Source organism: Paenibacillus sp. 01T442 (genome assembly GCF_056398345.1).
Window position 1 is genome coordinate 1 of record NZ_JBFTPF010000086.1, and the last position, 20,252, is coordinate 20,252.

15 protein-coding genes and 1 pseudogene are annotated in these 20,252 nt (G+C 43.4%); 12 read left to right on the forward strand and 4 right to left on the reverse strand.

Going from position 1 to position 20,252, the window contains the following annotated elements; translation table 11 throughout:
- The 4 genes from AC1DLM_RS30695 to AC1DLM_RS30710 form a co-directional block, all read left to right on the forward strand.
- Positions 1–1,431, forward strand: a 1,431-nt coding sequence (locus AC1DLM_RS30695; RefSeq protein ID WP_477572103.1) for a sensor histidine kinase, incomplete at its 5' end; no start/stop codon positions are given.
- 18 nt (positions 1,432–1,449) lie between these two features.
- Positions 1,450–2,145, forward strand: a complete 696-nt coding sequence (locus tag AC1DLM_RS30700; protein WP_441989124.1) for a response regulator transcription factor — start codon at positions 1,450–1,452, stop codon at positions 2,143–2,145.
- A gap of 32 nt (positions 2,146–2,177) precedes the next feature.
- On the forward strand, positions 2,178–2,456 hold the full coding sequence (locus AC1DLM_RS30705; protein ID WP_056612580.1) for a DUF2277 domain-containing protein: 279 nt from the start codon (positions 2,178–2,180) through the stop codon (positions 2,454–2,456).
- A 140-nt stretch (positions 2,457–2,596) separates the two neighbouring features.
- On the forward strand, positions 2,597–3,340 hold the full coding sequence (locus AC1DLM_RS30710; protein WP_441989032.1) for a DUF1906 domain-containing protein: 744 nt from the start codon (positions 2,597–2,599) through the stop codon (positions 3,338–3,340).
- A 65-nt stretch (positions 3,341–3,405) separates the two neighbouring features.
- Here AC1DLM_RS30710 and AC1DLM_RS30715 read toward each other — a convergent pair whose 3' ends face one another.
- Positions 3,406–4,743, reverse strand: coding sequence for a hypothetical protein (locus AC1DLM_RS30715; RefSeq protein WP_477572104.1), 1,338 nt, complete (start codon positions 4,741–4,743; stop codon positions 3,406–3,408).
- On the opposite strand from AC1DLM_RS30715, the gene AC1DLM_RS30720 reads away from it, so the two are divergent.
- Positions 4,719–5,549, forward strand: coding sequence for an alpha/beta hydrolase family protein (locus AC1DLM_RS30720; RefSeq protein ID WP_477572105.1), 831 nt, complete (start codon positions 4,719–4,721; stop codon positions 5,547–5,549). The genes AC1DLM_RS30715 and AC1DLM_RS30720 overlap by 25 nt on opposite strands.
- 909 nt (positions 5,550–6,458) lie before the next feature.
- Here AC1DLM_RS30720 and AC1DLM_RS30725 read toward each other — a convergent pair.
- Both AC1DLM_RS30725 and AC1DLM_RS30730 read right to left on the reverse strand, forming a co-directional pair.
- Positions 6,459–7,919, reverse strand: coding sequence for an IS1182 family transposase (locus AC1DLM_RS30725; RefSeq protein ID WP_477572106.1), 1,461 nt, complete (start codon positions 7,917–7,919; stop codon positions 6,459–6,461).
- A 113-nt stretch (positions 7,920–8,032) separates the two neighbouring features.
- Positions 8,033–9,160: pseudogene (locus AC1DLM_RS30730) on the reverse strand (IS3 family transposase); the annotation flags it as partial.
- 360 nt (positions 9,161–9,520) lie between these two features.
- Here AC1DLM_RS30730 and AC1DLM_RS30735 point away from each other — a divergent pair.
- The gene (locus tag AC1DLM_RS30735) at positions 9,521–10,546 is read left to right on the forward strand and encodes an S-layer homology domain-containing protein (protein WP_477572107.1); all 1,026 of its coding nucleotides are present in this window, start codon (positions 9,521–9,523) and stop codon (positions 10,544–10,546) included.
- A gap of 205 nt (positions 10,547–10,751) precedes the next feature.
- On the opposite strand, the gene AC1DLM_RS30740 is transcribed toward AC1DLM_RS30735, so the two are convergent.
- Complete coding sequence (locus AC1DLM_RS30740) at positions 10,752–11,666, reverse strand: AraC family transcriptional regulator (protein WP_477572108.1); 915 nt, start codon at positions 11,664–11,666, stop codon at positions 10,752–10,754.
- Positions 11,667–11,802: 136 nt separating this feature from the next.
- Here AC1DLM_RS30740 and AC1DLM_RS30745 point away from each other — a divergent pair, with 136 nt between their 5' ends.
- The 6 genes from AC1DLM_RS30745 to AC1DLM_RS30770 all read left to right on the forward strand — a co-directional run.
- Complete coding sequence (locus AC1DLM_RS30745) at positions 11,803–13,761, forward strand: glycoside hydrolase family 127 protein (RefSeq protein ID WP_477572109.1); 1,959 nt, start codon at positions 11,803–11,805, stop codon at positions 13,759–13,761.
- A gap of 231 nt (positions 13,762–13,992) precedes the next feature.
- Positions 13,993–15,423 (forward strand): ABC transporter substrate-binding protein, encoded by a 1,431-nt coding sequence (locus AC1DLM_RS30750; protein WP_477572110.1) that lies wholly within the window; start codon positions 13,993–13,995, stop codon positions 15,421–15,423.
- 81 nt (positions 15,424–15,504) lie between these two features.
- Positions 15,505–16,419, forward strand: coding sequence for a carbohydrate ABC transporter permease (locus AC1DLM_RS30755; RefSeq protein WP_477572111.1), 915 nt, complete (start codon positions 15,505–15,507; stop codon positions 16,417–16,419).
- Positions 16,416–17,285, forward strand: a complete 870-nt coding sequence (locus tag AC1DLM_RS30760) for a carbohydrate ABC transporter permease (protein ID WP_441989041.1) — start codon at positions 16,416–16,418, stop codon at positions 17,283–17,285. The genes AC1DLM_RS30755 and AC1DLM_RS30760 overlap by 4 nt, the downstream gene beginning before the upstream one ends.
- Positions 17,286–17,321: 36 nt before the next feature.
- Entirely contained in the window at positions 17,322–17,672 is a 351-nt protein-coding gene (locus tag AC1DLM_RS30765) for a hypothetical protein (protein ID WP_477572113.1), read from the forward strand.
- A 373-nt stretch (positions 17,673–18,045) separates the two neighbouring features.
- The coding region (locus tag AC1DLM_RS30770; RefSeq protein WP_477572112.1) for a DUF5695 domain-containing protein at positions 18,046–20,252 on the forward strand (2,207 nt) is incomplete at its 3' end.

The window sequence follows — 20,252 nt, forward strand, 5'->3', positions numbered from 1 at the left end:
ATCTACATGCACTTAACAAAACGTTTTTTCACGATGAATACACTGGCAGTGCTGCTTTCCATTGGTTTGACGATCTTGGCTGTCATTATTTTTGTTGCTACGTATACGAAAGTTTTGGGCCGTGAAGCCGGTATAGAGCAGTTTCAACGAGCGTTTGAGGTTCGTGCAGCCATCAGTGAGATTAAAAAAGAAGCGCTGACTCTAGGGTTCGAGGGACTCCTTGATAAGACCTATCAACAAGACCTCACTGATCGTGTGAACGTTTTGAATGCCAGTGCGATCCTTATTGTGGGTAGAGAGGTAATATTCGCCACGCAACATTTTAATAAGATAGATATCGAGAAAAGTTTAATGTTGTCCAGTGAGTCTAATCGCAATGAAATCGAGCTTAATGGCCAAGCGTACTTGTTTAACCGGGCGGATTTCAAACTTTCATCTAGTGATTCGGGTATTCTGCTGCTGCTTGCGCCCATCAAGGTGAATACAAAGGTATATTGGATGCTTGGCATCTTTACGATTAGTTTTTTCACAATTGTATTTTTGCTGATGAATAGTTGGATTTCCTATAAGTTCTCACGTAGTATTATAATACCGATCTCCCGATTAACGGATGCCGCGATCAAAATTCGGGAAGGCGATCTAAGCAGCGAAATTTCCGAAGATGGCGAAGGCGAGATTCGGGAACTAGGGATAACCTTGGAGTTAATGCGGATCAAATTAAAGGAATCTGTGTATTTACAGCAAAAATATGATGATAATCGAAAGTTTCTAGTTTCAAGTATTTCACATGACTTAAAGACGCCTGTGACTTCCATTAAAGGCTATATCGAAGGTATTATTGATGGCGTAGCTAAGACGCCTGAGAAGATGGAGGAGTATCTGGAAACCGCCCGTTCCAAGGCTATTTTGGTCAATGCGATGATTGATGATCTTCTCTTATATTCCAAACTCGATTTGAATCAGCTTCCTTACCATTTTGAGAAGAGCGATTTGACCAGTTATTTCGAGGATTGTGTTGCTGATCATAAATATGAATGTGAGAAGGCAAATGTAGCCATAGCCTTAATAAATGAATTAAAAGAGCCTGTCAAAGTATTAATTGATGGCGAAAGATTAAAGAGGGTCGTGCAAAACATCATTGACAATGCCATGACGTATGCCGGAAAAGCAAATGGCAAGATTGACATCATACTAAGGGAAACTAGAACATCTGCGATTATTGAAATTAAAGATAACGGAAATGGTATACCCGAGGACAAGCTTCCATTTATATTTGAACGATTTTATCAGGTAGATCCTTCAAGAAAGAATGGAAGTGGACTGGGTCTAGCTATAGCTAAGCAAATTATTGAAGGGCACGACGGGAAAATATGGGCAAAGAGCGCCGTAGGTGAGGGAACTGGGATTATGATATCACTTAAAAAGTTCTAAACATGTTCGGAGGTTATGATGAAAAGAATTTTGATTGTCGAGGATGACCAGAGTATTGCCAATTTGCAAAGAGATTATCTGGAATTGAGTGGTTACTCCGTTAAGATGGTAAACAACGGCACGGATGGTCTGAGAGCGCTCAAGGAGGAAGCGTTTGAGCTTGTTATCTTAGATATCATGCTGCCCGATATAGATGGATTTGAAGTGTTGAGAAGCATTCGTGAGCATGATGATATTCCCGTGCTTCTAGTATCGGCGAGAGCAGAGGAAATTTACAAAGTGAATGGACTTGGCCTCGGTGCGGACGATTATATAACGAAGCCATTCAGCTCAGGGGAGCTTGTGGCACGAGTAAGTGCTCATCTGAAGAAGTTTGAGCGGATGAAGGAACGGTTTGGTAAAGGCATGGAAGGGAGCTCGATCCAGATCAGGGGTCTTGAGCTTCAGAAAGATGCCAGACGCGTATTTGTGAACGGAAATGAAGTGGTTCTTGCTCAAAAGGAATTTGACCTGCTTCTGTTTCTTGTTCAATATCCTAATCGGGTATTTGGCAAGGAGGAGTTATTCGAGCGGATCTGGGGAATGGATGCGATGAGTGACGCGTCTACGGTAACGGTCCATATTGCTAGAATTAGGGAGAAAATCGAGGAAACTCCTTCTAAACCTCAATACATAGGAACCGTTTGGGGATCGGGGTATAGATTTATGGTATAGTAAATGGGATACTTGGCCCGAAGGAGTACGATATGTGCCGAAATATTAAACCACTTTTCAACTATGAACCGGTCGTGACAGAGGATGAAGTTCGGGCGGCGTCGCTGCAATTTGTGCGCAAGATCTCTGGGTTTACGGAGCCTTCAAAGGTGAATGAAGCAGCGTTCCAGTTGGCTGTGCAAGAAGTAGCATTGGCAGCACAGAAGCTCATGGACTCTTTGGTTACGAATGCGGAGCCGCGGAATCGAGAAGTAGAAGCGCAGCGAGCCAAAGAACGAAATGCAATTCGCTTTGGCACGAAAGAAGTATAATCGATTGAAGGAAGAGGCTTTTCTCCATGGAGAAGAGCCTTTTTTCAAGCCCGAGAACGGGACTTTAGATGCCTGATGGTGTCGGGTCTCGTTCTTTTGGCATATGCTGTGAATACCAAATGGAAAGTAGGTGATGGCAAGTGACGAAAGGGTTTGATTGTTCAACACCGCTTACGGCACAAAAAGCGGCTGCTTTCGTCGGACAGGGTTATACATTTGTTGCCAGATATTTGGTGCCAAGTGGTGCAAAAGCTTTAACGAAATCAGAGTCTGACGCAATTAGTGCAGCTGGCTTACAGTTGGTTTCTGTTTTTGAGACAACGGCGAGTCGTGCTCTTGGTGGTAGAAGCGCTGGTTTGGCGGACGGGGCAACAGCTTTGCAGGTTGCTGCACAAGTGGGTCAGCCGGAAGGTAGTTGCATCTATTTTGCTGTTGATTTTGATGTATCGGCTGCCCAGATGGATTCGGTTATCGCATATATTAAAGCAGCGAGCGAGGCTACACCTGCTTACACGACGGGGGTGTATGGTTCATACGCCGTCATGGAGGCTGTATATGCTGCTGGGGCTTGCTCTCGATTCTGGCAAACCTATGCGTGGAGCGCAGGTAAGAAATCGACATTTATTAACATTTATCAATACCTAAATGATGTCATGCTGAATGGTATTGCTATTGATTATGATGAATCGTACGGAAATGAAGGTTGGTGGAATAAACGGGTTACACCAGAACCACCTACCTATCCGCTTACTGTGAAAGATGCCAATGCGATCATTCCTTTTCTTTCTGCGGGATATGAGGCAACCTCATCCGTAGCTGCACAGAATGAGTTCCATCGACTCGCTAATGAGTTACGCAGGGTTTCGGGTCAATCTTTGGAGTAATACCGGTGAATAACAAATATGTAAAGCCCGACTGCTTTGGGACTTCCAAAGTGGCCGGGCTTTTCTCAATGGATCACCGCGCTGCGTATGTACCACCGATCTTGTACAGATGCACGTTCAAGATGGAAGAGCACGCGGCGACTAGACGTCGCGGAGGCTTTAGCAGCTGTCATCGTTACATCGACAGCTGTGTCGAACTGCAGGAGCTGGGATGTATCCAGCTCCTTGAACTTGGACAGGCGGCGCATGCTTCGCACATGCATCGCCTGTTCTTGCCCTGTGGTGACCTGCAGCAGCTGCAGGTCACCTTGGTGTGCGGCGCTGATCCAGACGTCGATCAGCGCCCAGGGCGAGAGCTTGCTGACGTAGTCCAGCAGCAAGCCTGCGGCTCGGTGCACCATGACCTGGTGCGCCGGGTCAACGGAGCGGGAGCCGTGGGTCACGCTCCCGAGGAAGTGAATACAGAAATGACCATTGAAGTCATTTCCCGGTATCCCATCACCGCCATGCGGCATGCCATGCATGGAGGCGGCGAGCGTGCGGCCATTGAGCTTCACTAGGAMCGCTCGGCGGTCCCAGCTCCATTGGCCGCCATAAATGCTTTTGAGCGTCGCGGAGTCGGTTTTCGTTAGCGGCTGTACATCCGCATGGTGGGAGCCCGCGCGACGCTGCCCTTCAAAGCTAAGTCCGCTCATCACATCAACGACGGTAAATGAACTGAATTTGGGGAGAACCAGACTTGCTTCTTCCCAAGGCAGCATCTCGCCATAATGCTTCGCGCGAAKGGTTTTTACTTGCATGTGAAGCGATTCCTGAGCTGATTTGGGGAGAAGGATATGTTGCTTCGAAGTCCAATCAATGACGTCTCCGTTTGGGGTGACCCCAAGAAGGATGGTTTGCCCCTTTTTGTTATACGTGAGTGTGGTGTCTGGKGGAATCGCTTCTAAAGAAGCATCGCCTGCTGTACCCTCTTCCAATGCGCGTTGTAATGCTTTATTGACGAAGGTAAGTTCAGTTTGATAAAGAGCTCCTGGCGATGCTTTGACTTGAAGTTGAATGGTTCCCGCCTCGACGGCCGTCTCTTTGTGTAATGGTTCCATATGCTGTGCTTGTGAACGGCTGTTAATTCCTTGACTCAAAAGCTGAGTTAGAAGGAAGGTGAGAAATAGTAGTCGCAGCTTACTGCGATTTAGGCTTGATAACAGGGAAGCTTCCTCCTTTATTCRTATGGCATTTGTGTCAAAGATGCGAGTTGGCTGTTTGACATGAAATTTAAAGGCTCGGTTGGCTAAAGTTGTCTTGTCTGAGTTAGATTGTGATAAAATGACAAAAGTATACGATTGATTAATGATTTGGTAACGAGAGGAAGGAGAAACAGATGGAGGACTATAAAGGAATACCATTTGAACTACATATGTCAGAGCAGCGTATCGTACGAGGCGATATTTATAAAGCAAAGCAAGAACCGAGTAAGGGCACATTATTACTACTGCATGGTTATAAAGGCTTCAAAAACTGGGGAATGTTTCCCTATGTAGCGAGCGAATTAGCAGAAGCTGTTGATGTCGTTGCCTTGAATTTTTCCCATAATGGGGTGGGTGAAGATTTGATGGATTTTACAGAGCTAGAGAAATTCGCAGGTGATACATATTCTAAAGATCTAGAGGACTTGCAAGTTATTATTGCAGATATTCATAAACACGTAGGTACGGATAAGCCAATCCTATTACTGGGTCATAGCAGAGGAGCGGGCGTGAGTTTGATCTATGCCTTGGATCATCCTGCGGAGATTACAGGCGTTATCAGTTGGAATGGGATTACTCATGTAGACTTGCTCACACCTGAGAATAAAGCGGAGATGAGGGCCACTGGCCGCTCCTATACCTTGAATGGACGAACGAAGCAGATGATGCCACTCAATCTCGAAATCCTAGAAGATATGGAACGCAACGTAGAGAGATTTGATATTGTTGGCAGAATTCGTGAAGCCGCCTTCCCAATTACACTTGTTCAAGGCACGGAAGATGGGGAACGGTTGATCAAAGGTTCTGAGAAGCTAATCGCTAACAATGCAGCGATTCAATGGGTGAAGATTCCAGGGGGCAACCATACCTTTGGGAGTGTACACCCGTATCAAGGATTGACGCAGCCACTGAGAATGGCGATTGAGGAGACGAGAGGTGCAATACGTAGCATGCTGAATCTGTAAAATAGGTGCTAGAGGGCTTTCTGGGAGTAGACTTAGCTAAAGAACCCTGGGAGGGTTCTTTTTGCGTATGGGGAGACGTGAAGGGAAGATGACGCAGTTGTAAGTTAGACTTTACTTTCGTGATGGAAAAACAAAACCCGTGCAGCACTTGGCTTCACGGGTTTCAGTTACGTATGAACTGTAGTGGGCTCGAACCACTGACCCCTACCCTGTCCATAGAGTGCTTAGGTTTTTAACAGTATCCTAGTATGTCCGCAAGACATCTAGGGTAGAATTTTTTAATGTTCATTTCTCCGTCTTATTCTCGCAATTTCCTGTAGTACTTTGAAGACTGCTACCATCCGTGCTACCACTCAAACAACGTTTTTTTAAACTACCTTTGCACCTTAGCCAGCACGGCATCCCATGAAAAATGCAGCTTAAGGGGTTCAATCACCTGCATTTTTTATTATCAGCGTGTCCAAAGGCGCGCATTATCTAGTTGGTGAAAGTCCAACCAAGGGAGGAGCCAAGCATGAGGAAACGTTTACCCATGAAAAAAACGGTCGTTACCTACACTCAGGCTGCCTAACATTTTCGAAGTAACGTAAATTGATTTATTTGCAGGATTTCAAACAAAGAAAGCACGGAGGACCGAGTTCTTTCTCCATAAGGAATTTCCCCATTTAGAAATCTACTGCACGCATATAAAAGGGTAACTTACGGTCGCGACAACTTGAACTGGACCCTCTGTCAAGGACACTTGAAAAAAAGAGCGGATTAGGTTTAAGAGGCCAACAAAAGATGATTCCTGTATTGCACGAGGCCACTGAAAAACTTGCGTTTTTAATTAGATGAAGTTATTCTTCAAATCAAAAAAGCGATGTTCCATTCAAATTCGATTGGAATATCGCTTTTTTCTTCATTCTTTTATTTTGATTCTTTCATAAGTGTAACGATTCGCTTTAGATTAACAGAAAATATCGCCATGGCACCTTGCATTTGCATACCCATTAGACCCGAGGAAGATGCCACATCATACCCGTGTCTGTGTTTTAGTTCACTATTTTTCGCCTCGATTTTATAACGTTCTTTCGATTTTCCTTTGAAATCATCGCTGTTTTGAAAAACTTCTTGTTCCTTATGTTCTGTAGATTTGATGGTTACGGAATAGGTTTTACTTTTCGCTCCTTCTTTATAACACCCATTCCTCAAAGGACATATTTTGCATTTTTCAATATCAAACATGTAAGTATCTTTTTGGTTTTGATTGATGCCTTTCTTCCCTGTGCGCGCTTTGCGAATCGCCATATGTCCTGCTTTACATACGTACATTCCAGCATCCTTATTGAACTCAAATTCATCCTCTTTTTTACGAACGCCTTGCGTAATATTGGGATTTAATTTAGCTACCAATTGTAACTTATTTTGATTTGCGTACTCAATATTATCTTTTTCCGAATATGCAGTATCACCGATCACTGTATCGATTTCCATGCCTGTCTCGCGGCTTTTTTCAATCAATGATTGGAGTTGCTTTCCATCACTTTTTTCGCCAGTTGTGATTACAGCAGCTGTAATAATACGTTCTTCGTTCATCGCAATATGTGTTTTATAGCCAAAGAATGAGGAATCGGCTGTTTTGTGACCCACACGTGCATCTGGATCATTTGAGAGTAGAAGATGTTCGTGGTGATCTTCTACAATTTCTCTTAAATAGTTCAGCTTTTCTTTTACTTTTGGATATTCGCGAATGGCTTCCTCGTTCTCCACGACTTGAATGACTTTTTGGCAATAGTCGAGTTCATCTTTCAACTCTTCAGTCGTTGTTTTTGGCGGGAATTTATCTTTCATCTTTTCATCAATTTGATAAACTGCTTTTCGTAGCAACTTAGACTTCTCAATCAGAATCTCCTTTGGTGATTTCTGATTGAAACGAGCTTTCGTATGTGTGGCATCCACAATATTGGCATTGCTTTTAATGATTTCTTTTTCCAATGCGATTTCCACTGTTTTTCGAATAAGCATGTCGAGCAGGTTCACATCTTTCAAACGAAGTTTACGAAACTTCGTTAAAGAGCTCGGATTGATGACGCCATCTTCCGGCGCCATATCCAAGAAGTATTTAAAGGACATGTCGTATTTAGAACGCTCCACGATATCCATATCAGATAAATCAAAAATCGATTTCAGTAATAAATATTTGAACATACGAATTGGAGGCACAGCATTACGACCGTTATCTAGGCAGTATTTATTCTGCAATTCGTCTTGGACAAAAGAAAAATCAACGAGGTCATTAATTTGACGTAGCAAATTATCTTTAGGGACTACGATATCGTAAATCGCCATAAAAGGACTGAGAGTAAGAGATTGCTGGTTTGAAATCATCCGAGACACCACCTAGAATAAGTACAATCATTATACAGCAAAACAGGATACCATTCTTCGAAAAATCGAAGATAGGAATCCTGTTTATAAGTAGGGACTTTTTCAGTKGCCTCGTATTGCACAGGGGTCATCTTTTTAATCCCCACTGGTACCGATTATTGTTGTAGTAGTGCATGTAAGAGTCAATCCTTCGTTGTAATTCTCCAAGTGTTGAACAACTCCGGTGGTCAACATGGTCCTTCATATGCCCGAAAAAGGACTCCTGCGGCGCATTGTCCCAACAATTCCMTCGTCTAGACATGGTTTGCCCTAACCCTTTTTGCTTCAAAAGATCTTGGTATTTGGGACTCGTATAATGACTTCCTTGATCAGAATGGATAAATGCATTTTTGTGCAGCTTCAGCCTTCTTTGCTTTACCAGTGCGTTAATCGTATCTGTTGCAATATCCAGTGTAAGGCTATTGGATAGGTTGTAAGAAAGGATCTCTCCTGTTGAAGCATCTAGTATGGTCGACAAATAAGCCGTCTCTGAGCGGCCATAGGGGAGGTAGGTAATGTCGGTGAGCAAGGCAAGCCCAGGAACCCCTTTTCTAAAATCACGCTTTAAGCTGTTGGGAAGCGTTCGATGTTCTTGAGTCGCCTTTGCCATACGTTTGTAGGGATTGGGTTTTCTATGAGGACATACGAGGTCGAATTTCTTCATAAGCCTGCGGATTCTCTTCAGGTTGTAGATCACGCCAAATTGGTTCTCAAGGGTCATCTTTATAGAACGAGAACCCTTTTTGAAGCCTTTTTTAAAATAACTTACTCTTGCTTAGATTCTTTCCTTTGACTACCAGCAACCTTTCTTTCGTGTCTAGTTTTTTTAACAATTCCACCTGAGACTCAAGAAGACTAATTCTAGCTTCCTGTCTTGTAATGACTTCTTCCTGCGTTAGTTCAAGCTTCAAGGGGCGTCCAGAAGATTCCTTACGTGAGTCAGCTAATACAATAATTCCATCTTTTTCGTACGCTTTCTTCCAGCGGTTAGCGCTTTGTTCAACTCGCTTCATTCCAATTACGCTAACATCAAACCCATGAGCTTCAAAGATTTCTCTAGGGGTTTTTCCTGACATGTAAAGGTCGATGAACAACCGCTTAAATTCATCGGCATAGATGATTGATTTCTCGCTTATCTTAACAACATAGTTATTCGTTGATAAATGCTTTCGTTCTTTTTCGCTAAAGATTTTCTTAGACATGTTGTAATCCCCTCCGGTGCTTACTCTAGTATACAAAAAAAGATACCCACAGTCTGAACACTTTTTCAAAGTGTCCAGACTATGGGTACCAGTGTATACTTTGTTACTTTGCACTATCCTTTTTTATACTTCTCGTAATCATCCCCGTTGCCATGTGGGAATTGGATACAAAATGATTGACTTCAGCAGATACGGAATGTATCATGTGATTCATACCGTATCTAAGATACGTATTGTATCTATATGTACAAGCACTGCCAACAACGACTTCGCAGACGTGCTTTGAAGTATCGAATAATTTGTAATTATGATGGAAGGAGTAGTGAACTCCTCCTTCCAAATAGGAGAGGATGGATCATTGTGAAACGTAAAACAATTCTTGTAACACTAGTCTGTAATTTATGTTTTTCTTTTGTATTATTAACTCCAACGTATGCGGAGGATGCTTCCAAATTTGTAATGACTACTTCAGATTCCGAATCGGATTCCAGCGAATTTACTATCACTTTAAAAGGACAGAATATTCAAGATTTATATGCGTATGAAGCGAAATTAAGATTCGATACAAGCACGCTTGAGGTTGTCAAGACTGATACGAAAATAGAAGGATTCTCTGTTTCTCCTATCGTTAAGGATAATCAAGTTACGTTTGCTCATACAAAAATAGGAAATGTGGATGGCGAAAAGGGAGATCTAGATATAGGTACAATCACCTTTAAGGCAAAAAAAGTAKGGTCAACGGACATAAAATGGACCTCAATGAAAATAGTAGATCACAATATGAAAAGTCAAGCTTATACTTTGAATGAATCTGCGGAATTTACCAAAATTTTCAGTGATCTTATAGGACACTGGGCCAAATCGGATATCATGATGATGGTAGATAAAAATATTGTAGATGGTATGGATGACGATCATTTCGCACCAGACACCAATGTGACTAGGGCACAATTTGCAGCCTTACTTACCAAAGCACTAAACCTGAAGGAGGGCAACGATAAAAATCCGTTCACGGACGTTGCATCTGGCTCATGGTATGAGAATACGGTGAAAAAAGTTTATGCTGCAGGTATTATCAACGGCGTTTCCGAAAATGAGTTTGCACCGGAGGCGTATATTACACGCGAGGAAATGACAGCGATGCTGATGAGAGCAAAGTCTCAGGCAACAGGAACTAAATTGGATGACATGACTGTTAACTCATCGATTCATTTCAATGATGAGAATGCAGTAAGTGATTGGGCGAAGAATGTGGTTAACCTTGCTGTTGGATCGGGATTAATGAACGGCAGAACAGATCAAGAGTTTTCCCCTCAGGAGCATGCAAACAGGGCAGAAGCGGTAGTCGTGCTTAAGAGACTATTATCTGGTTTAGGGACTTTATAAGACTTGAAGAATTATGGGAAATTATTCGTCTGTCTTCTCTGTTGTTGAATGGCACAAAACAATAGTATCTAAATGGAGGGAGTAGTTATTTTTCGCTTGCACTAAAGTAAAAAGGCTGTTATCCGTAGGAACTCAGAAAGTTACAGCCTATGAAGGGGGAATACCCGAAAAGGGTAGCCGTCCCCTACTATTCGATTGCACAGCGTCAAACTTTCTGAGGATGCCCAATAAACTTTTTGCGAAAATTTAGTGGAGAAATGTCTTCATGCGTTGAAAAGCAAGATGAAAAATAAGTGGCATGTATAAAACCGACCTCTTCCGCAATGCGGGACATCGACCACTCCGTTTGAATCAATAGTTTTTTTGCCTGTTCGATCCGATACTGCAGCAAATAATCCATCGGTGTCATGCCGTAGACCTTGAGCATACATTTGGCCATATAATTGGGATGGTAGTTCAACTTTTTTTGCATGAGGGAATTAGTTAGTTTAGTTGTATAGTTTTGTCGAATAAACAGCTCTATTTTCTCGGCTAATTGGATAGCTGTTGAGTCGGTTTTCGAGGCGAGTTCTTGATCTAAATGCTGTATGAAAAGCTGGAAAGTAGCTTGCTTTTTCCAATTTCGCAAAGAGCGAGGCTCATTATCCAACTCAAAAAATTGTTCCAAAATGTCAAGTGATTTTTGCGAAAGTTTTTTAAACTTGGGAAGATAAATGGAACAAACTTCACAGTGATTTAGATATGCGGTTTTTTTGTGATTATTGATTAGGGCAGCTTGGTTGTCCATACATTGATCCATGTTGCTGCATTCCTCCCATGAGCCAAACGTATGGAAGTGTATCCAAATGATCTCGGTATCACTTAAGCAAGGCGCGGTTCCGTAATGGCTGGAATCCGGCCTGAGAATAAAAGCTTCTCCAGGCTGAATGACCCATTCATGGCTGCCTTCACCCAAATGTAAACCCCCTTTTTTTACCATGATAAAATCAAAAACACCAATACTGTTCCGGCTAATATGCCGCTCTCCTTCGCGATAAAAAGCTCGACCGCAATCGATAAAATAAGGTACGGGTGGTGAAATAAAGTGGAGAATTGAAAAGTTGGAGCTGATCGTTTCCAATGTTGTTTCCCCTTTCAAGGTTGTAATTTTTAAAAAACTGGTTGTAAACGGCTGTATTCATTCTATCGTACTCCATGTAATATTAAAAATAAAGCGCTACCAAATATGGATGATTCGAAAGAAGGTGCTACCTAATATGGGGAAATTAGTAATCTCTAGACCGCTGCCACTCAAACAAATAAACATTGTTGATGACTTTTGGTCTGGATATATTCAACTGGTTCGAAATATCGTTGTTCCCTATCAATGGGAAGCGTTGAATGACCGTGTTGAGGGTGCCGAGCCCAGTCACGCGATCCGCAATTTTAGAATTGCTGGAGGACTAGAGCAAGGTGAGTTTTACGGAATGGTATTTCAAGATAGTGATGTTGCAAAATGGCTCGAAGCGGTCAGTTATTTGCTGGAAACTGGGAAGGATCCTGACTTAGAGCGCGTGGCGGATGAGGTGATCGAAACCATTGCCAGAGCGCAGCAAGCGGATGGATACCTGAACACGTACTTTACTTTAAAAGAGCCGAAAATGAAGTGGACCAATCTAGCGGAATGTCATGAATTGTATTGTGCAGGACACATGATAGAAGCTGCGGTAGCTTATTACTATGCAACAGGGAAAAGAAGAATTTTGGATGTGGCTTGTCGCTTAGCTGACTGTATCGATAATGTCTTTGGTCCGGGCGAAGGGAAAATTCAKGGATATGATGGTCATCAAGAAATTGAACTGGCACTTGTCAAACTTTATCATGTAACCGGTGATCAGAAGTATTTGCTGTTAAGCCAATTTTTTCTAGATGAACGGGGGAAAGATCCTAACTTCTATGAGATGGAGTATAGACGCCGCAATCAAACGAAACATTTCCCCATGCTGGATATGGTCTTTGACCGTTCCTACAGTCAAGCGCATTTGCCAGTGCGCGAGCAGCAATCGGCTGAAGGCCATGCGGTGCGTATTGTTTATATGTGTTCCGGAATGGCGGACGTGGCAGCCGAAACCGGCGATTTGGAGCTGCTGAAGGCGTGTCGGGATCTATGGAACAATATCGTATCGAAACGGATGTACATAACGGGAGCAATTGGGTCAATGGCGCACGGAGAGTCATTCTCGCTCGATTACGATTTACCGAACGATACGGCTTATGCTGAAACTTGCGCTTCAATCGGATTAATCTTTTTCGCACATCGGATGCTGCAAATTGAAGCCAAGGGCGAGTATGCTGATGTCATGGAGCAGGCACTGTATAACACAGTTATCAGCAGTATTTCCCGTGATGGAAAACATTTCTTCTATGTCAACCCGCTTGAGGTTTGGCCGGAAGCCTCTGATAGAAATAAAGGCTTCAGCCATGTGAAGCCCGAACGGCAAGGGTGGTTCGGATGCGCATGTTGTCCCCCAAATATAGCAAGATTTCTGGCTTCGCTGGGTCGTTATATTTATACAGTGAAAGAGCGTACGATCTATACACACTTGTATGTGGGCAGTGAGATGATCTTTGATATTGACGATCAGAAAGTACGGCTAACTCAGCAATCGCAGTTTCCTTGGAAAGGTAATGTCCGCTTTGAAGTTTCGACAGAGCAGGAAATGGAATTCACATTAGCGATGCGAATACCAGGCTGGAGCACGGGGGCTGTAATTCGGGTCAATGGTGCACTTTGGCAATGGGAGGATTCGGTTGTCGATGGTTTTGCGTATATCCAGCGAAAGTGGCAGTTAGGGGATACGATTGAACTTGATCTTCCGATGTTGGTTAGTTGTATGAAAGGCCATCCATTAGTTCGTGAAACGATTGGCAAAGTAGCTTTGCAGCGCGGGCCGATCGTATACTGCCTKGAAGAAGCGGATAACGGGGCTAATTTGCATCAAATTAAGTTGAAGCAGCAGTCCGAACAAAATGTTTCTTTTGACGAGGATCTATTGGGAGGCGTGTTGACGATAACGGCATCTGCTCAAAGAGTGCAGTCCGACGATTGGGGAGAGCAGTTATATAAAGCGAATGAGGAAATAACGACGGAGTCGGTGACAGTAACCTTCATTCCCTACTTTGCTTGGGCAAATCGCGGTCGGGGTGAGATGACAGTTTGGGTAAGAACGGAATGATTTGAGCAGGATTTCAACTTTCGGCTTAAACCTGCAAAGGTTCTAGTATAAAACAGAATCCTTAAGGAGGTATTTCACTAGAAAAAAATAATAATGAAGTAATAGTCTAGTAGGCGTTGGAATGTCCTTCCTGCGAAGTAGGAGGGAAGGTTTCAAAGGTTTGTAAGGGAAGTTCTTCCTATCTGCCTCGGCATATGCCGGGAGCCTATTCAACTCATTGGAGGCGTTAATATGGGGTCAACTAAACGAGTTTGGAAAATCGCAACGTTAGCAAGTATGGTGCCAGTTTTAATTGCTGGATGCAGTTCTACTACGACAAGTACAAGTACGTCCGCACCTGCAACAAGTGCTCCTGCTGCCACTACCGCCACGGCCACGGCCACGACGGCGACGACGGCGACGAAGGGTGAGAAGGTCAAGATAACCTATTCGATGTGGGGAAGCGCAGAAGAAGGAAATACAACTCAGAAGGCGATAGATAAGTTTAATGCTTCCCAAGACAGAATTCAAGTAGAAGTGGTTGCGATTCCTTGGGAAAGTTACATCACCAAGCTGAATACGATGGCAACAGCAAAGCAATTGCCGGATGCGGGTATGTTAAAGGAGGACGCAGTAGTCCAGTGGTCTTCCCAAGGCATGCTGAATGATGTAAGTGCCATGTATGAAGGAACAGGCAGCAAACCGCTGGACAGCCTGGCCTACAAATATAAAGGCAAAACCGTAGCATATGCTGCTGCCAATGAAATCCTCCTCCTTTATTACAACAAAGACATGTTTGACAAAGCGAAGGTGTCCTATCCTCCATCCTCTTTGGACAAAGCATGGACATGGGACCAATTCGTAGAAACAGCCAAGAAGCTGACGGTTGACAAGAAAGGCAAGCATCCTGGCGAGGATGGATTTGATCCACAGGGCATTGTACAGTTTGGTGCATCAATCGAAAACCTGGCGTGGCAGTTGGAAACCTGGGCGATTAGCAATGGCGGCGGCTACTACAACAAGGACGGGACAGAGGTGAGAATCGGGGAAGACGCTAGTATCGAAGCGATCCAGAAAGTTGCGGATCTGTACTTGAAAGATCATGTTGCTCCATTGTCCGTTGGGCAGACTGATGATGGCATTCAACGCACCATTATTGCAGGAACGGTTGCAATGGCCACAAACGGTGCGTGGAATGTAGGAACCAGCTTGAATACAGCCAAAAAAGAAGGACTGAATTACGGCGTGGCCGTATTGCCTTACATGAAGGAAAAGACCACGCTCAACAYGGGCGGCGCCAATGTCGTATTCTCCCAGACTAAGCACCCGGCCGAAGCTATGGAATTCCTCAAATGGTACACTTCCGAAGAAAACAACTGGGGACTCATTTCAGAGGGGATCTGGATGCCTACTTTGGAGAAATGGTATAAGGATGAAACTTTAACCCACAAATGGGTCGACAATCCGAACTTCCCTCCATATGCCCAATATAAGTCTGCGGTAGTCGATTATGCACAATCCTCCGCTGCGAGACCTGCTTCTTGGTTCTATACGAATAATACGACGGAATTTAACAATTTGGTCGGATCGACTCTAGGGGATGTATGGACCGGAAAGACGACTGCGAAGGATGCCATTACCAAAAATCTTGATAAGTTGAAGGCAGCCAATAAAGGCAAATAATTATAGACGAATAAAACGGAAAGGAAGGATGACCGCCAAGGCCAAGTAAATGTCGGTCATCCTTCAAAATTGAGGTGAGGTATGGAAAATATAAAAAAACTGCCGAAACGGCGCTACCGTAGTGAGCAACGTGTTGCTTATATATGCTTAATTCCAGCTTTCCTCGGACTGATTTTTCTTACTTATCTACCCCTTTTAGGGGTGCTGGGCATCAGTATGACGAATTGGTCAGGTTTAACAAAACCTGAATTTATTGGATTTGATAATTATATCAAACTATTTACTACCGATCCTTATATTAAAGATTCGATTTTAGCGACGCTCTATTTCTCCTTTTTGTCCGTAATTGGCAGCATGATTTATTCACTTTTTATCGCTTTACTGTTAAACCGTAAAATTCCAGCAAGKGGCTTTTTCAGAGCTGTATTTTATGTACCGTTTGTTTTGCCGTCTGTCGCCATATATGTAGGATGGTCCTGGCTTTATGAGGCTAATTTTGGATTTTTCAACTATCTTCTCTCTGAAATTGGATTGAAGAAAATTCTCTTTATTGCGGATTCAGATTATATTGTTCCTTCCCTTTCTTTGATTGCAGTCTGGCTGTCAGGCAACTTGATCGTTATCTTTTTGGCTGGGCTGCAGAATGTTCCGAGTATCTATTATGAAGCGGCTGAAATAGATGGCGCGAATGGATGGAAACGCTTCTGGCACGTCACCGTGCCCAGCATCTCACCGATCATCTTTTACAACTTGTTGTTAAGCCTTATCGCCAATTTCCAGGTGGTTACGCCATCCCTTGTTCTGACCAATGGCGGACCTGGCAATGCTTCCCGATTCATGACTTATCTGATGTATGATCAGGCTTTTGTAAATAACAGGCTGGGCTATGCAGGTGCGACGACCTTTATTATTTTCATCATTATTGCTATCTTTACTACTATTTTATTCAAAACGTCGAATCGGTGGATCTTCCAAGAAGGGGGGGACGAAAAATGAGTGAAACGGCATACGGTAGAATAAAGAGTAAGAAACGTAATGAACGAGTGTTGAACTTGATTACGCTTATCGTCGTCATTTTCTTTGCCATAATCGTATTATTTCCAATATGGTGGATTTTCCGTACGTCTTTAATGACGAATGCCGAGATCTACAGATATCCGCCATCTCTATTACCCAGCAAATGGCTGTTTTCCAACTATGAAAAAACACTAGGCATATTCAAGTACTGGAAGTATCTATGGAATACAATGATTATTATCGTCCCTTCCTGTTTGGCAGGAACGTTTACGGCCACCTTATGCGGATATGCTTTTGCAAGATTAAGGTTTAGGGGCAAAAAGTTCATCTGGACTTTGGTCATTGGTTCTATGCTTTTGCCCACCATGGTTACACTCATTCCTCTGTACATTGCGTGGACCCAGGGTCTGGGAATCCGTGACAGTTATCTGCCTATAATTCTGCCTTATTTCTGCGGAGGCGGTGCTTTTAATATCTTTTTGATCCGACAGTTTATCGTTAGCATACCGAGGGAACTAGACCAAGCTGCAACGATCGATGGCGCCGGATACTTCCGCATCTTGTTCCATATTATTATACCGGCAATCAAGCCCGCCATGATCGTCGTAGCATTATTTATCTTTATTGGTCTATGGAATGATTTGCTACAGCAGTTAGTTTATATTAATTCAAGCAATAAATACACCATTGCGTTGGGGCTTACCAATTTTAGAGGCCAGTTAAAGACAGATTGGGCATCGACGATGGCAGCCACTTGCCTGTCCTTTATTCCGGGCGTCATTTTCTACTTAATTGGTCAAAAATATTTTGTAGAAGGAATCACAATGACCGGGATAAAAGGTTAGTCCGACCTCCTGTTTATTGAAGTCACGCATTTTGTGATGGTCGTCGAACGCATAGAGTCGAATCCTAAGGTGCACGAAAATGCTGGAAAAATCGCTTTGCAAAATGGCCCGCTAGTTTATTGCTTGGAGGGAGTGGATAATGGCTCAGAACTTACGGATATTTGTCTTCCCGTAGATTCTGAATTCGTAGCGACGTACAGGGAAGATATCCTAGACGGTATCGTTGTGTTGTCCGGAGAGGGGCTACGTTCTGATATATCTTGGAAAGATGAGCTGTATAGACCTGTCATAAGGGAGGAAAAGAGCGTCAAAATCTCAGCCGTTCCCTACGCATACTTGGGGAATCGGAAACCGGGCGAAATGACGGTTTGGATACGCGAAAAATAACAACATCATGAGGGACTCCGTACCGTGGAATGGCGCAAGCACGTTTGAAGTACAGGGTTTGTTTTGCTGTTCACAATTTTTCTCGAAAATTCACAAAGGAGGTGGATGAGTTCCRGATAATTGTTGCTTAGGAGACTATTTTCGGAGGTAGGAATGTGACCCAGACGGTGGCAGACTAGTTTAATGCTTCCCAAGATGTAATCGAAGTAGAAATATTAGCGTTAACTTTGGGGAACTACTTGATGAGGTTGAATTGGCTTGCAAAGCAGGTCAATTAGATGGCGTCATCCTCCATCTAATTGGTCAAAGGTATTTCGTAGAGGGTATTACCTTGGGAATGCATTTGATTGATTTCCAAAAACAGGAGGTAAATATGAAAACGATTACAAAAAGTTTGGTCTCACTGGCTTCCGCGTTGCTGGTGTTTTCCGGGGCGCTGCCCTTGGGGATTAACGCGGTGCCTTCGGTAGCCGCAGCAACGGCTGGTATCTCCAATGCTAGCCTTTCTGCCAAGATCGGTGATTTAGGGCAGATTGAAGAACTATTAATCAAAAATAACCCTGCAAACAAAAAAGGCAATCCTATCAATTTTGTTTTGCCCAACAATACATCACCACAGAACGACGTCCAGCACCAATGGATGGGCGAAATGCTTTTTTCTTACCGCACCGGTGACAGTAAACAATTCCCTGACGATAGGACTGGTTTTGTAGAAGTTGATACAAACAAAACATTGGCGGCTGGTGGGTCAACAAAGTTTACTACCATCAATCCTACTAACCAATATTTTTCGAAGACGGCTTCACCAGACGGCAAGAAAGTGGAAGTCAACTTTATCGGACAGAATCTTGAATCCGCAGCTGCTCTGGTGATGAAAGGCTTTGACGTGAAGTCTGTATTTAATACGGATACCGAAGATGGTTCGATGCAATGGGAAATCACGGTAAAAAACAAAAGCAGTAAATATATTGAATTCGGTGATATCGGCCTGCCGATGCCTTGGAATAACAAATATTTATCTACATCAGATACCTATGACAACCGAGTTACTGTACATAATTTTGCCGGTGCCGACAGCGGGTATTCCTATGCCATCCGCACGAGCGGCGAAGGGAATTTTATGATGTTTGCCCCAGTGCCGGAGAGTGGCGCACGCATTGAATATGTTGATTATTGGTTGGGTGACACGGGTGAACTGCGCAACGGAACTACTTACTCAAACTGGGTCGGTGACAGCGGCGGCTGGTTTCCGGGGCTGAATGTTCTATATATCCATTCCAAAGATATACAGAAAACCGGTCGAGGATATTTTAAAGATGCCACCAGCCTGGTATTGGCGCCAGATGAGCAAAAAACATATAAGTTTAAATTTTCAGCGGTACGCGCAGGCGACAACAGTCCGCAAGTAAATGCCCAAAGTCCAAATAATGCTTCTACTTCTATGGAAGACCGTGAGGCTAACCTTCGCTCTACCCTGTACAAATCAGGTATGATTGATGCAGTTGCGTTGCCCGGCTTCCAAGCTGCGATCAATATGCCCGTCATGCTGGATCTGCATTACGACGATAGACTCATCGACGTACAGTCAGTAGATATTCAGTCTGTAATCGAGAATGATCCATTTGATGCAGCACATATCCCGGTTATCAAGTCCGGCCAGACCAGAAGCGCTATGGTCAACAATTCCCGCGCCGGACGCGGACTTCCTGATGGGAACCCGGGATATACAGAATCCGTACAGTTTGTGGAAACCAAGATTATAAACGGTGAACAGCATCATCTCTATTCGCTCAATTTTGGYAATATCGGCAATAACAGCGTTCGTGTGGATTATAAGCTGAAGGCCGATACTGAACAAGTGAATAAGTTTACTCAGTTTGAATTCAATATTCTTGCTGAGCTTGATAAAACATCGCAAGCTCACTCCGAATTTATGGTAAACAAAACGCAGGATAAGGACCCGAATAGTCCTACCTTCGGAATCTATCGTGACTGGTATCTTACAACCGGCATTGACATGACGACCAGCCATTGGGGAGATGACTGGAGCCACGATAACATCAACTTCATGACCATGAAGAATTATCTCGATCCAAGTCCTACTGAAATTAGATCAATTGAAAACTACCTGATCGACTTTATGTGGCAAGATTATATGAAAAATACGCAGAATACTTTTACGGTTGCGAACTACCTCAAAGATTCAGGTGTTTACACAAATGTAGAAAAACCCTATGTACGGACGTTTTCTGAAATGATGGAATCCACTGGCTATTTCAACATGTATCGGATACAAAAGGCATATCCCAATTTGTTAGAGTATCGTGAAACGCCACAATACTATMTGGAAAAGGCCTACGGCATATACTTTAACCGTGTCTCAAGCGGAGCAACTGGATTCTATGGTGAACAGCAGGTACCAGATATGATTGAGGCACTTAAAGAAGAGGGAATGATGACTGAATATGCGAATCTGAAAGTGAAGTTCGCACAAACCAAAGGACGGAACATTACAAACGCCGCTTATCCTTACGGGTCAGAATTTGAATATGACAATACTGGCGAAGAAGGGGCCTATTC

What these genes read in the sequence shown, in the direction of transcription:
- AC1DLM_RS30700 (WP_441989124.1), top strand. Translation starts at nt 1,450, where the DNA reads ATGAAAAGAATTTTGATTGTCGAGGATGACCAGAGTATTGCCAATTTG.
- AC1DLM_RS30705 (WP_056612580.1), top strand. Translation starts at nt 2,178, where the DNA reads ATGTGCCGAAATATTAAACCACTTTTCAACTATGAACCGGTCGTGACA.
- AC1DLM_RS30720 (WP_477572105.1), top strand. Translation starts at nt 4,719, where the DNA reads ATGGAGGACTATAAAGGAATACCATTTGAACTACATATGTCAGAGCAG.
- AC1DLM_RS30725 (WP_477572106.1), bottom strand. Translation starts at nt 7,919, where the DNA reads ATGATTTCAAACCAGCAATCTCTTACTCTCAGTCCTTTTATGGCGATT.
- AC1DLM_RS30760 (WP_441989041.1), top strand. Translation starts at nt 16,416, where the DNA reads ATGAGTGAAACGGCATACGGTAGAATAAAGAGTAAGAAACGTAATGAA.
- AC1DLM_RS30765 (WP_477572113.1), top strand. Translation starts at nt 17,322, where the DNA reads ATGGTCGTCGAACGCATAGAGTCGAATCCTAAGGTGCACGAAAATGCT.